General features: G+C 33.7%; 14 protein-coding genes. 12 read left to right on the top strand and 2 right to left on the bottom strand.

Features of this window, described 5'->3' with window-relative positions:
* The first annotated feature begins 2 nt into the window (after window positions 1-2).
* From FC55_RS06145 to FC55_RS06175, 7 genes are all read left to right on the top strand, one after another.
* The gene (locus FC55_RS06145; protein WP_003701044.1) at window positions 3-881 is read left to right on the top strand and encodes an ATP-binding cassette domain-containing protein; all 879 of its coding nucleotides are present in this window, start codon (window positions 3-5) and stop codon (window positions 879-881) included.
* A complete protein-coding gene (locus FC55_RS06150; protein WP_003701045.1) occupies window positions 868-1,659 on the top strand; it encodes a hypothetical protein in 792 nt (263 codons plus the stop codon). The genes FC55_RS06145 and FC55_RS06150 overlap by 14 nt, the downstream gene beginning before the upstream one ends.
* A 2-nt stretch (window positions 1,660-1,661) precedes the next feature.
* Window positions 1,662-1,979 (top strand): heavy metal-binding domain-containing protein, encoded by a 318-nt coding sequence (locus FC55_RS06155; RefSeq protein ID WP_003701046.1) that lies wholly within the window; start codon window positions 1,662-1,664, stop codon window positions 1,977-1,979.
* A gap of 253 nt (window positions 1,980-2,232) precedes the next feature.
* Complete coding sequence (gene manA / locus FC55_RS06160) at window positions 2,233-3,198, top strand: mannose-6-phosphate isomerase, class I (protein ID WP_003701048.1); 966 nt, start codon at window positions 2,233-2,235, stop codon at window positions 3,196-3,198.
* Window positions 3,199-3,331: 133 nt separating this feature from the next.
* Window positions 3,332-4,135, top strand: a complete 804-nt coding sequence (gene proB / locus FC55_RS06165; protein ID WP_003701050.1) for a glutamate 5-kinase — start codon at window positions 3,332-3,334, stop codon at window positions 4,133-4,135.
* A gap of 11 nt (window positions 4,136-4,146) precedes the next feature.
* The gene (locus FC55_RS06170; RefSeq protein WP_003701052.1) at window positions 4,147-5,394 is read left to right on the top strand and encodes a glutamate-5-semialdehyde dehydrogenase; all 1,248 of its coding nucleotides are present in this window, start codon (window positions 4,147-4,149) and stop codon (window positions 5,392-5,394) included.
* 99 nt (window positions 5,395-5,493) lie between these two features.
* Window positions 5,494-6,456, top strand: a complete 963-nt coding sequence (locus tag FC55_RS06175) for a ribose-phosphate diphosphokinase (RefSeq protein WP_003705524.1) — start codon at window positions 5,494-5,496, stop codon at window positions 6,454-6,456.
* A gap of 72 nt (window positions 6,457-6,528) precedes the next feature.
* On the opposite strand, the gene FC55_RS06180 is transcribed toward FC55_RS06175, so the two are convergent.
* Window positions 6,529-6,897 carry a hypothetical protein gene (locus tag FC55_RS06180; RefSeq protein WP_003701056.1) on the bottom strand — a complete coding sequence of 123 codons (369 nt, stop codon included), beginning with the start codon at window positions 6,895-6,897 and terminating at the stop codon, window positions 6,529-6,531.
* 111 nt (window positions 6,898-7,008) lie between these two features.
* On the opposite strand from FC55_RS06180, the gene FC55_RS06185 reads away from it, so the two are divergent.
* From FC55_RS06185 to FC55_RS06205, 5 genes are all read left to right on the top strand, one after another.
* Window positions 7,009-10,590: a PD-(D/E)XK nuclease family protein gene (locus FC55_RS06185; protein ID WP_003701058.1), complete on the top strand. Its 3,582-nt coding sequence runs from the start codon at window positions 7,009-7,011 to the stop codon at window positions 10,588-10,590.
* A gap of 4 nt (window positions 10,591-10,594) precedes the next feature.
* Window positions 10,595-14,341 (top strand): helicase-exonuclease AddAB subunit AddA, encoded by a 3,747-nt coding sequence (addA, locus tag FC55_RS06190; protein ID WP_035150135.1) that lies wholly within the window; start codon window positions 10,595-10,597, stop codon window positions 14,339-14,341.
* 48 nt (window positions 14,342-14,389) lie between these two features.
* A complete protein-coding gene (locus FC55_RS06195) occupies window positions 14,390-15,058 on the top strand; it encodes a class A sortase (RefSeq protein ID WP_081036613.1) in 669 nt (222 codons plus the stop codon).
* A gap of 132 nt (window positions 15,059-15,190) precedes the next feature.
* Entirely contained in the window at window positions 15,191-15,820 is a 630-nt protein-coding gene (locus tag FC55_RS06200) for a hypothetical protein (protein WP_003701064.1), read from the top strand.
* Window position 15,821: 1 nt separating this feature from the next.
* Window positions 15,822-16,391, top strand: a complete 570-nt coding sequence (locus FC55_RS06205; protein WP_003701066.1) for a DJ-1 family glyoxalase III — start codon at window positions 15,822-15,824, stop codon at window positions 16,389-16,391.
* 55 nt (window positions 16,392-16,446) lie between these two features.
* On the opposite strand, the gene FC55_RS06210 is transcribed toward FC55_RS06205, so the two are convergent.
* A complete protein-coding gene (locus tag FC55_RS06210; RefSeq protein WP_003701068.1) occupies window positions 16,447-16,983 on the bottom strand; it encodes an LOG family protein in 537 nt (178 codons plus the stop codon).
* Window positions 16,984-17,034: the final 51 nt, after the last annotated feature.

Below are 17,034 nucleotides of genomic sequence, written 5' to 3' on the forward strand. Positions count from 1 at the left end.
TAATGACAGGAATTAAGATCGATGGATTATCAAAGAAATTTCGTAAGAAAAACGTATTGGATAATATATCAGTAGAATTTAAACCTAATAAGATTTATGGACTTTTAGGTAGAAACGGTGCTGGAAAGAGTACATTATTAAATATTATCGCTAATCGATTATATGCAGATCAAGGAACTTTAACACTGGATGATGAAAATTTAGTAGAAAATGACAGTACATTAGGTAAATTATATTTGATGAATGATGTCGATATGTACAACAAAAGCATGAGATTGGACAAAATTTTCGAATATACTGAACAATTTTATGGAAGTTTTGACTATGAATATGCTGAAAAGTTAGCTGAAAGATTTAAAATTGATACTCATCAAAAATTTGGGAAGTTTTCAACAGGTTATCACACAATTGCTAAGTTAATCATTGCATTATGTGTACCGGCAGATTACATTTTCTTGGATGAACCAGTATTAGGTTTAGATGCTAATCATCGAACAATTTTCTATGAGGAATTAATGACGACTTACAGTGAACGTCCACGTACATTCGTTGTAGCAACTCATTTGATTGGGGAAATTACTAATATTTTAGAACATGTCATGATTGTATCTGAAAGTAAAATTACTCTTGATGAAGATGTTGAAGATATTTTGGCTAAATCACATTTGATTGTGGGACCACAAGCTGAAACTAAAGATTATGTTGAAGGTCTAAATATCGTTGGAAAAGAAAGTTTGGGTAATTTACAAGGTTACTATGTATATGGTGATTTGAATGACGATAAGATATTACCAGATACTGTACAAATCGAACGCGTTGACTTGCAAAAGATGTTCATATATTTAACAAATCAAGGTGGTGAAAACGGTGTTAACAAGTAAAGATATTAGTGTAGTTAAGTATCTATCTAGGAAATACGCAGAAGATACAGTGAAAGGGTTAGGGATATTATTTGGAATCCATATAATTGGGACTATCCTTTTAATAATGATGTCAAGTTCTGAAGAAATTCCTAGTATTGCACTCGGATTTTGGAGCAATTTTCCGTTAGCATTTTATTTAATGGGTGCTTTATTTATAATCAGTGCGACTAATTACGAGATATTCGCATTTTTAAACCAAAATGGAATTTCACGTAAAACACTATGGAAAAATAAAATGATAGTGTTAGGGTTAGGAACTTTAATTTTAGTATTAATTGGAACTATATACGATGCAGTAGTATCAAGTAGTGGAACGAATGATTTGATAGCAATAACTTATTTAAAGGGAACTAATCCAGTAGTAAAAGTAATAGGAAGTTATCTTTTTGATGTATTAGTAACTTTTATGACAGTAACTTGGATCAGTGCAATCGGAGCAGCTTGTGGGTTACTTCCTAAAAAGCATCGTGCTTGGATAATCTTTGGAATTGTAATGGCTGCATTTTTAGTAATTACTAGAATTGTTTCATGGATTGCGATGTTACCATTTGCTTGGACAAGAGTTTTCATGATAGTTGTAAAATATTTTGGTTTATTGTTGGGCATTAGCTATCATGGAAATGAATATAGTTTTAATTTCTTACCACCAATTTTAACAATGATTGTATTAGCAATTTTAGGAGCGATTTTAACACGTCATCTTTTAATGAAGATGAAGATTAGAACGGAGGGATAATTATGTTAGTTGTAACAACAGAAAATATTCCAGGTAAAAAGTATGAAGTTTTGGGTGAAGTATTCGGTGTAACTACTCAATCTAAAAACTTTGTCAGAAATATCGGAGCAGGTTTGAAAAATATCGTTGGTGGAGAAATTAAAGATTACACCAAGATGTTACATGAAGCTCGAATGGTAGCAATTGAACGTATGAAACAGGAAGCTACTGAAAAGGGTGCGGATGCGATTGTGATGATGCGTTTCGATTCCGGATCTATTCTACAAGATATGCAATCTGTCGTGGCTTATGGAACTGCAGTTAAATTTATTGAAGATTAAAAAAGGGTAGTATCAGAATTTCTGGTACTACCTTTTCTTATTCTCTAATTAATAATTTAATGCCATTAGGATCGAACGTTTGAATTTTACGACCATAATCTTTAAATGTAATTTTAGCTTTTTGCAGATTTTCTTTAACTTGTTTTTATATAAAATATTGCTTACTAAAAGTAAACATGGATCTAAGTTGCTAAATAAATAATTTTTGTTAGAATTGAAAGTGTATACATCATATTAAGGAAGTAGAAAAATTATGAATGAACCAATGTTTTTAAAACCTGTATTCCAAGAAAAAATTTGGGGAGGAAGCCGCTTAAAGACAGAATACAATTATCCTATTCCAAGTGATCATACTGGTGAATGCTGGGCTATTTCAGCTCATCCACATGGCCCAGCAACTGTTGAAAATGGTGAATTTAAAGGACAAACATTAGATGAAGTATGGGCAAATCATCGTGAAGTCTTTGGAAATGCTGAGGGAGATGTTTTTCCATTATTGACCAAGATTTTAGATGCTAAACAAGATTTATCAGTACAAGTTCATCCTGATGATGCTTATGCTGAAGAACATGAAGGTGAATTAGGCAAAACTGAATGTTGGTATGTTTTAGCTGCTGATGAAGGTGCTGAAATGATTTATGGTCACCATGCTAAAACTCGTGAAGAATTAGCTGAGTTAATAGAAAATGGACAATGGGATAAATTGTTAAGAAGAGTACCAGTTAAACCAGGTGACTTTTTATACGTACCAAGTGGAACAATTCACGCTATCGGAAAAGGTATCATGGTATTGGAGACTCAACAAAGTAGTGATACAACTTATCGTGTATATGATTTCGATAGGGTAGATAAGACTACTGGTCAAAAACGTGAATTGCATATTCAACAATCAATTGATGTAACAAATGTACCTCATGTTGATCCTAAATTAGATATTAAGGACCAAAAAGTTGGGGATGCAGATGTAAGAACATTTGTAGAAACAGATTTCTTTAGTGTTTATCGTTGGCGCTTAGAAGGTGGAGAAGCAACTTTCACTCGTAAGGCAGCTCCATATACTTTGGTTTCTGTATTAAAAGGCCAAGGTCAAATCATTGTGAATGATAAGAGTTATGAAATTGAAAAAGGTGTGCATTTCATCTTACCTTATGATGTTAAAGAATGGACAATTAAAGGTAATTTAGAAATTATTGCTTCAGAACCAGGCTTAAAAGCTTAGGTAAAAAGTGATTTTCATATTCGATAAAAAATATGAGAATCACTTTTTTTATAGACAAAAATTATAGAGAGTGATTTTTTTTGATTGTTAGTGTAGAATTTAAGTATATTTAATGTAGGAAAGAGGAATAGGGATGGAAAACAGGAATTTGCAAGATGCGAAACGCATAGTTGTAAAGGTTGGTACAAGTTCCCTGATACGTGCCAACGGAAAAATTAATTTACAAGCGATAGATGAGTTGTGTTATACCTTGAGTGGACTGGTGAATGAGGACAAAGAAGTGGTTCTAGTATCATCAGGTGCAGTAGGTGTGGGACTCGCAAATATGGGCTTGGTACAACGACCCAAGCAAATTCCTGAACAACAAGCCCTGGCAGCGATTGGTCAAAGTCAGTTGATGACTATTTATCAACAAAGATTTGCAATGTACAGTCAAAAGACAAGTCAAATTTTATTGACGCATGATGTATTAACTTATCCTGAAAGTAGAGAAAACGTGTTGAATACTTTCAATGAACTTTTAAAATGGAAAGTTATACCAGTGGTTAATGAAAATGACACAGTTGCGGTTGATGAAATGGATCATCAAACAAGTTTTGGAGATAATGATTGGTTATCTGCAGTGGTTGCTTCTGGAATTGATGCTGATTTACTAATAGTTTTATCTGATATTGATGGATTATTTGATAAAAATCCTAAAAAATATGCTGATGCTAACTTAATTTCAGAAGTGACAGAAATTAACGAAAAAATCACAGGTGCTGCAGGTGGTACAGGAAGTCGTTTTGGAACTGGTGGAATGGCAACTAAGATTAAAGCAATGGATAGAATGATTAATGAAGGACGCAAAGCTGTCTTAGCTAATGGTAAGAGACCTTCAATCATTTTTGAAATTTTAAACGGTAAGCAAATAGGAACATTATTCCATAAGAAATAGAGGCGATATAGATGACTGTAGATTTAAATAAAATGGGACAGGCTGCTAGAGAAGCATCTCGACAATTAGCCTTGTTGGGTGAACAAAAGAAGAATCAAGTTTTAGAAACAGTAGCCCAAGAATTATTAGCAAAAGCTGACGAAATAATAGCTGCTAACAAAGTAGATTTAGAAAATGCTACTAATATGCCTGAAAAATTTATTGATAGATTAAAGATTGATAATGATAGAATTGCAGCGATGGCAGAAGGTGTAAGACAAGTTGCACAATTAGCTGATCCAATTGGTAAGATTGATGCTGGTTGGGTTAACTATGCAGGACTCCAAATTGAAAAGAAGAGAGTTCCTCTAGGTGTTGTAGGGATGATTTTTGAAGCACGTCCTAACGTAACTGTCGATGCCTCAGCATTATGCTTTAAGTCAGGAAATGCAGTAATCTTACGTGGTGGTAAGGAAGCTTTACAAACGAATATAAAAATAACTAAAGTTATTCGTCAAGCTTTGGAACAAGAAGGAATTAATCCTGATGCAGTACAAGTAATTACTGAAACATCACATGAATTAGCAAATGAATTCATGCAACTAACAGATTACTTGGACGTATTAATTCCCCGTGGATCTGCACGTTTAATTCAAACTGTTTTGAACACAGCTAAGGTTCCAGTTATCGAAACAGGTGCTGGTATCTGCCATGTTTATGTAGACAAATTTGCCGACAAGAAAATGGCAGTAGAAATTACAACAAATGCCAAAGTTCAACGTCCATCTGTCTGCAATGCAATTGAAAACTTAGTAATTCACCAAGATGTTGCTCAAGAATACTTACCAGCAATTGCTGATGAATTACAAAAGTATAATGTAGAACTTAGAGGCGATGAAAAAGTTTGTGAAATCTTAGGAGATAAAGCAACTTTAGCTACAGCTGAAGATTGGGATACAGAATACAATGATTACATTATTGCAATCAAGATTGTATCTTCAATTGATGAGGCAATTGATTTCATTAATGAACATAACACTAAACATTCAGAAGCAATTATCACTGAAAACTATACCCGTTCTCAAAAATTCTTGAACGAGATAGACGCTGCTTGTGTTTATGTTAATGCTTCAACACGTTTCACAGATGGTTTTGAATTTGGATTTGGTGCAGAAATTGGGATTTCAACGCAAAAATTACATGCACGTGGACCAATGGGATTAGAAGCCTTAACTTCAACTAAATATGTCATTCGTGGTAATGGACAAATAAGAAAATAATTATTTATTTTTCTAAAGCTTTTTGACGTTTAAAAGTTGATTGTATATAATTAAAGTAGTTGACAACCTAGATAAAACCTTCATGGAGGAAATGTGGAAATGCAAGAAAAGCAGGAGATAATGTTATTTGCCTTAAATTCTAATCCAGAATTGGCACAAAAAATTGCTGATAACTTAGGTGTTAAATTATGTGATGCTTCCGTAAAACACTTTAGTGACGGTGAAATTCAAATCAACATCAACGAAAGTGTTCGTGGTAGAGATGTATTTGTAATTCAATCTATATCTGATCCAGTTAACGAAAACTTTATGGAAGTTATGATTATGATTGATGCTTTACGTCGTGCAAGTGCAGGTACAATCAATGTGGTTATACCTTACTATGGTTATGCACGTTCTGATCGTAAGGCACGTTCTCGTGAACCAATTACAGCTAAGTTACTAGCTAACTTCATTCAAATGGCAGGTGCTGACAGAGTTGTAGCAATGGACTTGCATGCTGGTCAGTTACAAGGATTCTTCAATATTCCAGTTGACCACTTACTTGCAATTTTTGTACAAGCTCAATACTTCGGCGATTTGGGATTGAAGAAAGATGTAGTAGTTGTTGCTCCAGACCATAATGGTGTTAAGGGTGCACGTAACCTTGCTCAATTATTAAAGGCTCCAATTGCCATCGTAGATAAGCGTGGAACTGAAAGAATTGCAGAACCAACAGAAGCACATGTAATTGGTGATGTTAAGGGTCATAACTGCATTGTTTATGATGATATGATTGATACAGGTGGTAAGATGGTAGACGCTGCTAAAGCTTTAAAAGCAGCTGGTGCAGCAGATATCTATGCTTGTGCTACTCATCCTATCTTCTCTGGAAATGCTGTAGAAGAATTGAAGGTTTCTCCATATAAGGAAGTTGTAGTAACAGATACAATTGAGGTGCCAGAAGAAAAGCAATTTTCACAATTGAAAGTTTTATCAGTAGCACCTACAATTGCTAAGGCTATTTCATTGATTAATAGTAATAAATCAGTGGATTCATTATTTCAAAAACATGAAATTTAATTAAGATTAAAATTTAAACCCCATAGTTGCTAGTTTCAGCTAGTAACTATGGGGGTTTTTGTATTCGATATTTTAATGTTTAACGCCACGATAGCTATGATTACCTTTGATTTTATGCACGTGCTGTTTAAATTTAGGACCATTATTGTTAGTTAGACGGAAATTCTTCATTTTACCAATGAATGGTTTATTTTCAGAACGAATCTTAGTCCAAGTTTGCATAGCTTCAGTCATGGCCTTTAAATCTTCTAATTGTTTATCATTTTTCTCGCGTAAAGCAGCAACATAAATATCAGTTTGCAAGCGATTGGTCAAGTTGATGTGATAATTCAACAAGTCTTGCGTTAAAGGTGCGTGACGATAAGAGTTAAATAGTTTTTGAATAGTTTCCATAGCTTCGCGTACAGTTTGAGGTTGAACATAACGTTTTTTAGGTTTCATAATAAAATCCTTTCTTAGAATTTATTATTTTTATTGTAACTCAATTTAAAGCTATGACAAAAAAATAATGATAAACTAAGGAAGAGAATAAAAAGTGAGAGGTGAAAATTTATGAGTTTAGGATTTATTTTAGGTGATGCTACTAAAAATCATCGTCAAGTATTGCTAGAGCAAATAACTAACTGGCAAGCAGAAGATCCACAAGCCAAGATTTACTACATAGTTCCTAACCATAATAAATTTAGTGCTGAAGTAAAAGTATTAGACTATTTAAAAAGCCAGCAAGATAATCAAGACTTGTTTGCGACAAGTAACGTACAGACTTTCTCATTTACACGTTTAGCTTGGTATTTTATGAAAGATACGGCTACATATCAAGTTAATAGAATAACTAATGCTGGCTTGAATATGATTGTTTATCGTAGTTTGCAGGAACATAGTGATGAATTGACAATTTTTAAGGGTGAACAGACACAACCGGGCTTTATCGCTCAATTGGTATCACAATTGATAGAACTACAACAATCTTGCATTACATACGATGATATAGAAAGAATGAAAGAAAACTTAAGTCAACAAGATACAGCTGATAGTGCAGAGTTGGAAGCCAAATTACATGATATAGAGATTATCTATCGTGATTTTATGCAGATGACAGACAGTAAGTATTTAAAACCTGCTGATATTTTGCCAAGTTTGACTCAGTACTTACAAAATGAAGATCTAAGCAATAGTTATTTTATTATCGAAGGATTTTCACAATTCACAGCTCAAGAACAAGCTATAATTTCAGTTTTGCTTCAACGAGCTAAAGAAGTGAGAATTGATTTGATTTTGAATCGTGGAGTGACTGATATTGAAGATTTAAGTGATAAGCAGTCATTATTTTACCGATCTGAGAGAACTTACTATTTACTTTATCAACAGGCTAGAAAAGCACAAGTCAAAATTCTGAATGATGTTTATCCACAGGAATTACGTGTGGAAACCCTTGAATTACAATCCTTAGCTAAGTATTGGAAAGAATCCACAGATTTGAAACCAATTAATGTTGAAAAAATTGGGGATAATCATAATTTACAAGTCATAAAAGCTGATACAAGAATGACGGAAATAAAGGAAATAGCCACAAGAATAAAGCAAATGGTCGCTTTGAAAGACTATCGTTATGCAGATTTCTTGCTATTAACACCGGATTTGAATAAGTATCGAAATATCATTGAACCTATTTTTAATGACTATAAGGTTCCAATCTTTGTGGATTTAGCTAAGAAGATGATTGATCATCCACTTGTGGAATTGTTGACAGCTTTATTCAATGTGAAAGCACGTCACTATCGTTATGTAGATATGATGCGACTTTTAAAAACCGAATTGTTAATTCCAAAAACAGAATATGGTTACTTGGGAATTAAACAATTTAGACAAGATCTAGATCTAACTGAAAACTTGATCTTGAAATTTGGTTTAGAAGGAAGTCAATGGTTGCGCAAAGATGATTGGGTATACTATCGCTTTGGAAGCTCCGATTTTGGTACTCAAACTGATGTCCAAGAGAAAATAACCAAGCAAGTTAATGTTATTCGTCATTACATTAAGGAAATTTTACCACCATTTTTCAAGCAATTGGATGAAGCTGAAAATGGTAAAGAAGCCGCACAAATTTTGATGAATTTCTTAATTACTAATGGGGTTCCAGAACAGTTGATTAATTGGAGAAATCAAGCACTAGAACAAGGTGACATGGTGATGGCAGATCGTCCCGAACAGGTGTGGAACCTATTTTGTGCATTAATGGATGAATATGTAGATACTTTGGGAGATTTATCATTTAGGGAAGAAGATTTCTTGAACTTACTACAAACAGGATTTGAAGGAGCCACTTATCGCCAAGTTCCATCAACACTCGATCAAGTTATTATTTCTGAAACAACTGCAACACAAATGAATGATAGAAAAGTAACATTCATCTTTGGTGCTACAGACTTAGTAATGCCAAATCGCATTCAAAATACGATGTTACTGACAGATATGGATAGAGAATTAGTTCAAGGAACACTAGATGATGAGAAATATTTATCTGATACTGCTGAAGGGCGAATGGCAGCAGAACCATTTATGAACTATTTAGCATTCATGACACCTAAGGAAAGATTATACTTTTCTTATCCAGTTGCTGGAGTTAATGAAGATGGATTAAGAATGTCTCCATACGTAAATCGCATCATGAAACAATTTGATTTACCATTGTATGAAGCTAATGGTGAACCAACATTAGAAGATAAAAAAGTCTTGAAATTTGTGGCAACCAAGCGGACGGCTTTGAGTAATTTAATTGGGGTAGCTCGTCAAGCTAAAGGACAGAAGCAACCTTTACCGATAATGTGGAGATACATCTATCAGAAGTTACAAGAGGATGCTACTTATCGCAGACTTACGCGTAAATTGATGGCAGGGATTGAATATAGTAACATTCCTGAAAGATTGAAGACAGAATACGCAGAAAAATTATATGGTAAAACTTTGAATACCTCAGTATCTAAATTTGAGGAATTCTTCAAAAATCACTATGCCTTTTTCTTAAAGTATGGATTGAAATTAAAGGAACGTGACGTGTTTGAATTATCACCAGCTAATACAGGTGAATTCTATCATATGGCCTTAGATAAACTATTGAAGACTCTTAAACAAGATAAAGTCTCAATTGCTGATATAAATAAGCCTCAGTTTGACTCATATCTTCAACAAGTTCTAGGTGGCATGGAACAATTACCACAATTTCAAATTTTACAAAGTTCAAACAGAATGCAATTTATCTTGAAACAACTTGGAGCTACTGTAAGTCAGATGGGATGGGCTTTACATAACCAAGGCCAAAGAACGAAAATGCGCCCTTTAGAAACTGAAGTATTGTTTGGACACGTAGGAACAGAAAATGGTTTGAAGGCTTTGACTTATGATTTAGGTAATGGTCATAAGGTTAATGTTCGTGGAAAGATTGACCGAATTGATCAAATGATTATAGACAACCAACGTTATTTAGGAATTGTTGACTATAAATCAAGTAGTCATAAGTTTAACTATCAAGATGCTTACTATGGACTGGCATTACAGATGTTGACATATTTAAATGCTATGTTACAAAATACGGATTTATTGCTTGATTTAAATGCCGGAGAAGAGATTAAACCAGCTGGGGCAGTCTATATGCACTTGCAAAATCCAGTTATCAAGCAAAAAGATATTTTGAAAAATCCATATAGCGAAGTATTGTTGAAACAAAATAAATACGATGGCTTAGTCTTAGATGATCAAGAATTGCTAAGTAATTTAGATACATCAATTGAAAAATCTGGTAATTCTATCGTATATCCTGTTAGAAAATATGCAGATGGTCATTTTGGAGGAGTTAAGAATAGTGGTAATGTAATCACATTTGATAATTTAATGTTACTTCTAAAACGAAATGAAGAATTAATTCAAGAAGCCGCAAAACTTATTTTTGCTGGTGATGTGGCATTAAATCCAGTTCTATGGCCAGATAGACGATCAGCATTACAATATTCACCATATAAGGCGATTATGCAATTTGATGAACTTTTAGGAAATCAATATTATCGTTTACCAAAGGAAAATACTGCAGATATTCTCCAAAAATTAGCACAAGAAAATTCAGCAGAAAGTGAGGTTTAAACTAATGGCGAATGGATTTAAGTTTACACCTGCTCAACAGAAAGCAATTGAAGATACAGGGAAAAATATTTTAGTAGCTGCTTCAGCTGGATCTGGTAAAACAAGAGTCTTGGTTGAACGTGTTATTAATAAGATCAAACAAGGAGTAAGCATTGATGAATTACTAGTAGTAACTTTTACGGAAGCTGCAGCTAAGGAAATGAAAGAGAGAATTCAAATTGCTTTGCGTAAGGAATTATCAACGGCTGACTCTGAAGAAGAAAAGCGTAGATATCTAACGCAATTATCAAAATTAAATGTAGCTAATATCTCAACACTACACGCATTTTGTTTGCAGATAATTAAGCAATATTATTATGTAATCAATTTAGACCCAATGTTTAGAATGTTAACAGAAGATACTGAAGTTGCTTTACTACAAGAAAATGTATGGGATGATTTGCGTGAAAAATGGTATAGCAAAAAAAGTCCAGAATTTGAAAATTTAGTAGTTAATTTTTCTAGCGACCGTAACGATGATGGGTTAAGTGAATTAGTAATGAAAACTTATCAATTCGCTAATGCCAACCCTAATCCAGATGAATGGCTAAATAACTTAGTAAGTGAATATGATTTAGGTGATCAACCTTTGATGGAAAGTAATTTCTATCAAAATAAGATAAAGCCTAATGTTTTGGATCAAATTCAATTAGCGAAAGACAATCTAAAACAAGGAATGGATGAAGCTAATAAGCTAGGATTAGAAAAACTCTATCAAACTTTTGAACAAGATTGCGCAACAATTGATGAGTTACAAGATTTTGTAGTTGGATGTAAGGAATGGAATAATTTAAAGACAACTTTACAAAACTTCAAGTTCAAACGCGCTAAATCTGATAGAGGCTTGGATGATGATCAGAAAAAGCAAAAAGAAAGAATTAACAAGACTTTGCGCGATGGTAGTAAAAAGATCATAGAAGATCTAAGTGTTAAATATTTTGCTTTACCTGAAGATGAGATCAAAGAGTTAACCCAAAAATCCAAACAAATTGTTGAAACTTTAAGTGAAGTTGTAAAAGAATTTGGAGCAGAATTCAGTAAAGAAAAACGCAGAAGACATGTACTTGATTTTAGTGACTTGGAACACTTAACGCTACAAATCTTAAATACTGATACTCCTGATGGTAGACGAGTTAAGGAAAGATTGAAAAATAAATTTAAAGAAATCATGGTTGATGAGTATCAAGATACTAACCAACTTCAAGAAACAATTTTAACAACGATTGCTCATAAGAATCCTGGAAATATGTTCATGGTAGGGGACGTAAAGCAATCTATCTATGGTTTCCGTTTGGCAGATCCAGGATTATTTTTAAAGAAGTATCAGAGTTTTGCAACTGATGATAATGATGATGAAAGAATCATTCTTGCCGAAAACTTCCGGTCAATGGAAAATGTAACAGCATTTACTAACTTAATATTCTCTCAATTGATGGATGAAAAAGTGGGAGAAATGGCGTATGACGAGGATGCTCGCCTAGTTTATGGGGCAAAATATTATCCAGAAGAAACTCCTATAAAAGCTGAAGTTTTAGTATATGAAAGTGAAGATTCTAGTCAAGAAAGCGATGATGAACCTGTAAATGAAGATTTTTCAATTGATAATAAAGCTCAAGGCCAAATTGTCATGACTGCCAAGAGAATTAAAGAATTAGTTGAAAATGGTGAAAAAATCTATGATAAGAAACAAGGAACTATTAGGCCAATCGAATATCGAGATATTGCAATTTTAGCTCCAACTCGTAAGAATAACTTGATCTTGACAGAAGAATTTAAACGTCTAGGAGTACCAATTTTTGTTCCTGATGCACAAAATTATTTCCAAACAACTGAATTAAAAATAATGATGTCATTCTTACAAATAATTGATAATCCTTACCAAGATATTCCTTTAGTGGCAGTGTTGCGTTCACCGATTGTTGGACTAAAAGAAAATGAATTAGCCTATCTCAGAATTAATGATAAAACGGGTGATTATTTTCAAGCAGTAGAGAGTTTCTACGATAATTTTGAAGTTGAGAAAGCTTCAGCATTTGCTCAAAGTTTATATGAAAAGATAACAATTTTCTTGAAGCAATTAACTGAATTTAGAAATATGGCTCAACAAAATGAGTTAGCAAGTTTAATTTGGAAAATCTATGAAGAAACTGGTTTCCTTGATTATGTTGGAGGAATGCCAGGTGGCTTGCAACGCCAAGCTAACTTACATGCTTTATATGAAAGAGCTGCAGAATATGAAGAAATGAGCTTTAAAGGCTTATTCCAGTTTGTACGTTTCATTAACAAGATGCAGACTAAAAATAAAGATTTGTCAGAAGCTACAACGCAAGTTTCTGATGATGCAGTTACAGTTATGACTATTCATGGTAGTAAGGGATTGGAATTTCCGGTTGTTTTCTTATTGGATGCTACTCACAAATTTAATGTGGGAGATTTGAATAAACCATATTTATTGAATGCAGATGATGGGATAGGGATTTCTTATCTTGATCCTGATACTCGAGTAAAGACAGATACTTTGATGAAAGTAATTGCTGGTGAACAGGCATTGAAGAAATTGGCAGCTGAACAAATGAGATTGCTATATGTAGCTTTAACCCGAGCAGAACAGCAATTATTTATCGTTGGCTCATATAAAGATAAAAATGAAGCTTTGAGTAAGTGGGAGAAAGCTACGCAAAGTGAGTCACTAGTCTTAAATGCAGGTGTTAGGGCATCGGTTAGAAACTTCATGGACTGGATTGGTATGTGTTTAACAAGAAGTGAGATCTTCAAAGAAGTTGATGATACAGTAGATGCGAAGGAACCAGCATATATAGGGGAATTACCAGTAAAATTTGCGGTTAAATTCTATAGTAATCAGGATCTACGTGAAGAAAATATTACTTTAGATGAGAATGGTGAATCTTGGTTAAAACAACAGCTTAAGAAGATAGGAGGACAAGAACCTTTAGAAATTAATGACAAGCAATATAGAATTATTGATAAAATTTTACAAAGTAAGTATCCTAATGAATCATTAACTAAAACGACTGCTTACCAAGCTGTGTCGGATTTAAAACGAGCTTTTGATGATCCAGATAATAATATGATGCAAAGCTTGGAGATTGATTGGCAAGATCAAGCACCACAAGGAATTAATAGATATGTACAAGGCGAGTTGAAATTACCTAAGTTTATGACGACAAAAGTGAAAGTATCACCTGCACAAGTAGGGACGGCTACACACTTACTATTACAAAAATTACCACTTGATGATGAAGTAACACTTGAAGAACTGATGCAATTACTATCACAGTTGGTAGAAGATAAATTGATCACACCGGAAGTGGCTAAGGAAATTAATTTAGATCAAATTAAGAATTTCTATGCCAGTGATTTAGGTAGAAAAGTTCTAGAGAATAAAGATAAAGTAAAACGAGAATTACCATTTGCGATGATTATACCTGCTGGGAGATTATTTAGTAATGTGGATAATGATGTAGAGCAGCCGATCTTAGTTCATGGTATTATCGACGGATTAATTGAGTTAGATGATGAAGTTATTATCTTTGATTATAAGACTGACCACCATACTTCCGAAGATAAGTTGATTGAAAATTACCGTGGACAATTAAACTTATATGCAATGGCGGTTGAAAGCATGTTGAATAAGAAAGTTTCACAAAAAATCATATATTCTTTAGATCTAGGAAAAAGCATTGTTCTCTAAAGTTGTGGTAAAATGGAACTACTATTCTAGTAGTAAAGGATGAGTGAAATGTCTAAAATATGGAAAGTCCTGCAATGGGTAATAGTGGTTGTCTTGATGGTTGTAGGGTTAGCTTTAATTTTTAACGAGCAAATTAAAAGCTATGTGGTTAACCACATGAGTCAAACTGCTATTAGTAAGCCGGTTGATACTAAGACAAAACATAAAGGAAATTTTGACTTTGAAAGTGTTAAAGCCGTTGATATTAAAGGTGTTAGTAAAGCAACTCAAGATGATACTGCTGCAATTGGAAAAATTGCGATTCCAAGTATCGGTTTAAAGCTTCCTATTTTCTACGGATTAGATAATAATAATTTAATGCGTGGAGCTGGTACAATGAAGGCTGACGAAAAAATGGGAGCTGAAAATAACTATGCAATTGCCGGACACCATATGGAAGATCCTAATATCTTATTTGGACCTTTGAGTAAGGCTAAAATTGGCAAAAAAATATATTTAACTGATGAGAAGAAAGTTTATGTATATAAGATAACCAAGAAAACAGTTGTAGACGAAACTCAGGTTAAATGGATTGATGATGTTCCTGGTGAAAGCTTGGTAACATTAGTAACTTGTGCTTCAGGTACAGAAGGAGAAGTCAATCGAATTATCATCCAAGGATCATTGGTAAGTACTGAGACAGCAAGTAAGAGTAATTTGAAGTATTTTAACAATTAATAATAATGCAATCTATCAGAAATTTTCTGGTAGATTGTTTGTTTTTAAAATTAATTTGCTTGCTAAAGATGAAATAAAGCACTATCCTATTATTAGGAATAAAAAAATCGGGGGAAATTCAGGAGAAGCTGAATGAAAGGAAAAATGGGAATATTTAAACAAAGTAAAATACAAATTATATCTTTGATATCGTTGGTAGCAATGATATTACTATTAATATTAGGTGGAAATATTGCAAAAGCTGATGATGTTAGCAGTTCTAGCAGTAGCTCTATAAGTGAGACATCATCAAGTGTAGTTGTTGAGAGTCAAGATTCTTCAAATGTTTCACGTGAAACAAGTAGTTCTGCTACTAGTTCCAACAGTTCCAGTAGCGTATCGTCAACTAGTGGAAGTTCTAGTTCAGTTCAGGGAAATGCTACTTCAAAAGCAAATACGCAAGTCTATGTAGTAGCAACAGTTGATAATTCTAAGGCTAATAATACAGATAAAGATACTGATCAACAAGCAGATGTTAGTTCAGTTGAAGTGGTAGTAGCTGATAACGAAAGTCAACCTAGTGAGTATGCTAGTGTAAAAGTTAGCAATAAGAATGTAAAGAAACATTCTGAATTATCAATGCCTAAGATAGAATCCACTAATAACTTTCCTAAAACAGGAGATAACGCTAAAGAATGGTTGCCAGTCTGGGGTGCAGTTGTTCTAGCAGTTGGAAGTATCCTAGCAAGTATTTTATATGCCCAAGAGAAAGAAGGTAAATAATATGGCTAAGAAAGTAGCGGTATTAATTGCAGATGGTTGTGAAGAGATAGAAGCACTAACTCCTGTCGATGTTTTACGTCGTGCCGGAATTCAATGTGATATGGTAGGATTAGACAGTTTAGACGTGATGGGTGCTCATCAAATTGCATTAAAATGCGATAAAGTTTTAGATGATTCATTATTAGATTATGATTTAGTAACTTTACCTGGAGGAATGGGTGGAGCAACTAGATTAAGAGATAGTGAAAAGTTACAAGCTTTAATGGTTAAGCGTGCTGATCAAGGTAAGTGGAATGCTGCAATGTGTGCTGCACCAATGGCACTAGCTAAGTATGGATTACTTAAAGGTCATGATTATACTATGTTCCCTGGTATGTACCAAGAACATGGCGATGCAGAGGGTAGATTCCATGAAGACATGGTAGTGGTCGATGAAGCAGCTCGTTTAGTAACTAGTCGTGGGCCAGCAACAGCTATGCCATACTCATTTAAGTTAGCAGAAGTTTTAGGAGTCGATACAAGCGAACTTCGTGAAGCGATGCTTTATAATTTCTTATTAGATCAAAAATAATTAAAATCAAAAATCATCATTATTTAACTGATTTAGTTAAATAATGATGATTTTTTTATCTTGTCATGAAATTATAAATTTCTTCAAGTGAATCAGAAAATAGAAGTTTATTTCTATCTTCAGTTGTTAAGAAACCTTCTGTAACCATATGATCGAAGAAGTCAGCTAATTTATCATAATAGCCATTAACATTATAAAAAGCACAAGGGTTAGGATTTTGCCCCACTCTTGCCCAAGAGAAAGCTTCACTGATTTCTTCTAATGTCCCTGGACCTCCAGGTAATGCTAAACAAGCATCAGCTAAAGAAAGCATCTTAGCTTTTCTTTCGTCCATATCATCAGTAACGTAAAATTCATCTAGATGTGGAGCAGCAATTTCTCTATCTACTAAAAATTGAGGCATAATGCCAATGGTATAAGTACCATTTTTAATAGCTCTTTCGGCCAATACATTCATTAAACCAACTCCGCCACCACCGTAAACAAGATCTAAATGGTGTTGAGCTAACCAATCAGCAACATCGATTGCGGCTTGAGTATAAATAGGATTTTTACCAGGATTAGCTCCACAATATACAGCAACTCTCTTCATATGAAAATCAACCTCTCTTTGCTAATTTCATTGACATAGTGGGCGAGATAC

This window comes from Ligilactobacillus salivarius DSM 20555 = ATCC 11741 (genome assembly GCF_001435955.1).
Lineage (GTDB): Bacteria > Bacillota > Bacilli > Lactobacillales > Lactobacillaceae > Ligilactobacillus > Ligilactobacillus salivarius.

Bases quoted from the DNA above. Each gene is read 5' to 3' on its own strand.
- FC55_RS06145 (WP_003701044.1), top strand. From the start codon at position 3: ATGACAGGAATTAAGATCGATGGATTATCAAAGAAATTTCGTAAGAAA.
- FC55_RS06155 (WP_003701046.1), top strand. From the start codon at position 1,662: ATGTTAGTTGTAACAACAGAAAATATTCCAGGTAAAAAGTATGAAGTT.
- manA (WP_003701048.1), top strand. From the start codon at position 2,233: ATGAATGAACCAATGTTTTTAAAACCTGTATTCCAAGAAAAAATTTGG.
- proB (WP_003701050.1), top strand. From the start codon at position 3,332: ATGGAAAACAGGAATTTGCAAGATGCGAAACGCATAGTTGTAAAGGTT.
- FC55_RS06170 (WP_003701052.1), top strand. From the start codon at position 4,147: ATGACTGTAGATTTAAATAAAATGGGACAGGCTGCTAGAGAAGCATCT.
- FC55_RS06175 (WP_003705524.1), top strand. From the start codon at position 5,494: ATGCAAGAAAAGCAGGAGATAATGTTATTTGCCTTAAATTCTAATCCA.
- FC55_RS06180 (WP_003701056.1), bottom strand. From the start codon at position 6,897: ATGAAACCTAAAAAACGTTATGTTCAACCTCAAACTGTACGCGAAGCT.
- FC55_RS06185 (WP_003701058.1), top strand. From the start codon at position 7,009: ATGAGTTTAGGATTTATTTTAGGTGATGCTACTAAAAATCATCGTCAA.
- addA (WP_035150135.1), top strand. From the start codon at position 10,595: ATGGCGAATGGATTTAAGTTTACACCTGCTCAACAGAAAGCAATTGAA.
- FC55_RS06195 (WP_081036613.1), top strand. From the start codon at position 14,390: ATGTCTAAAATATGGAAAGTCCTGCAATGGGTAATAGTGGTTGTCTTG.
- FC55_RS06200 (WP_003701064.1), top strand. From the start codon at position 15,191: ATGAAAGGAAAAATGGGAATATTTAAACAAAGTAAAATACAAATTATA.
- FC55_RS06205 (WP_003701066.1), top strand. From the start codon at position 15,822: ATGGCTAAGAAAGTAGCGGTATTAATTGCAGATGGTTGTGAAGAGATA.
- FC55_RS06210 (WP_003701068.1), bottom strand. From the start codon at position 16,983: ATGAAGAGAGTTGCTGTATATTGTGGAGCTAATCCTGGTAAAAATCCT.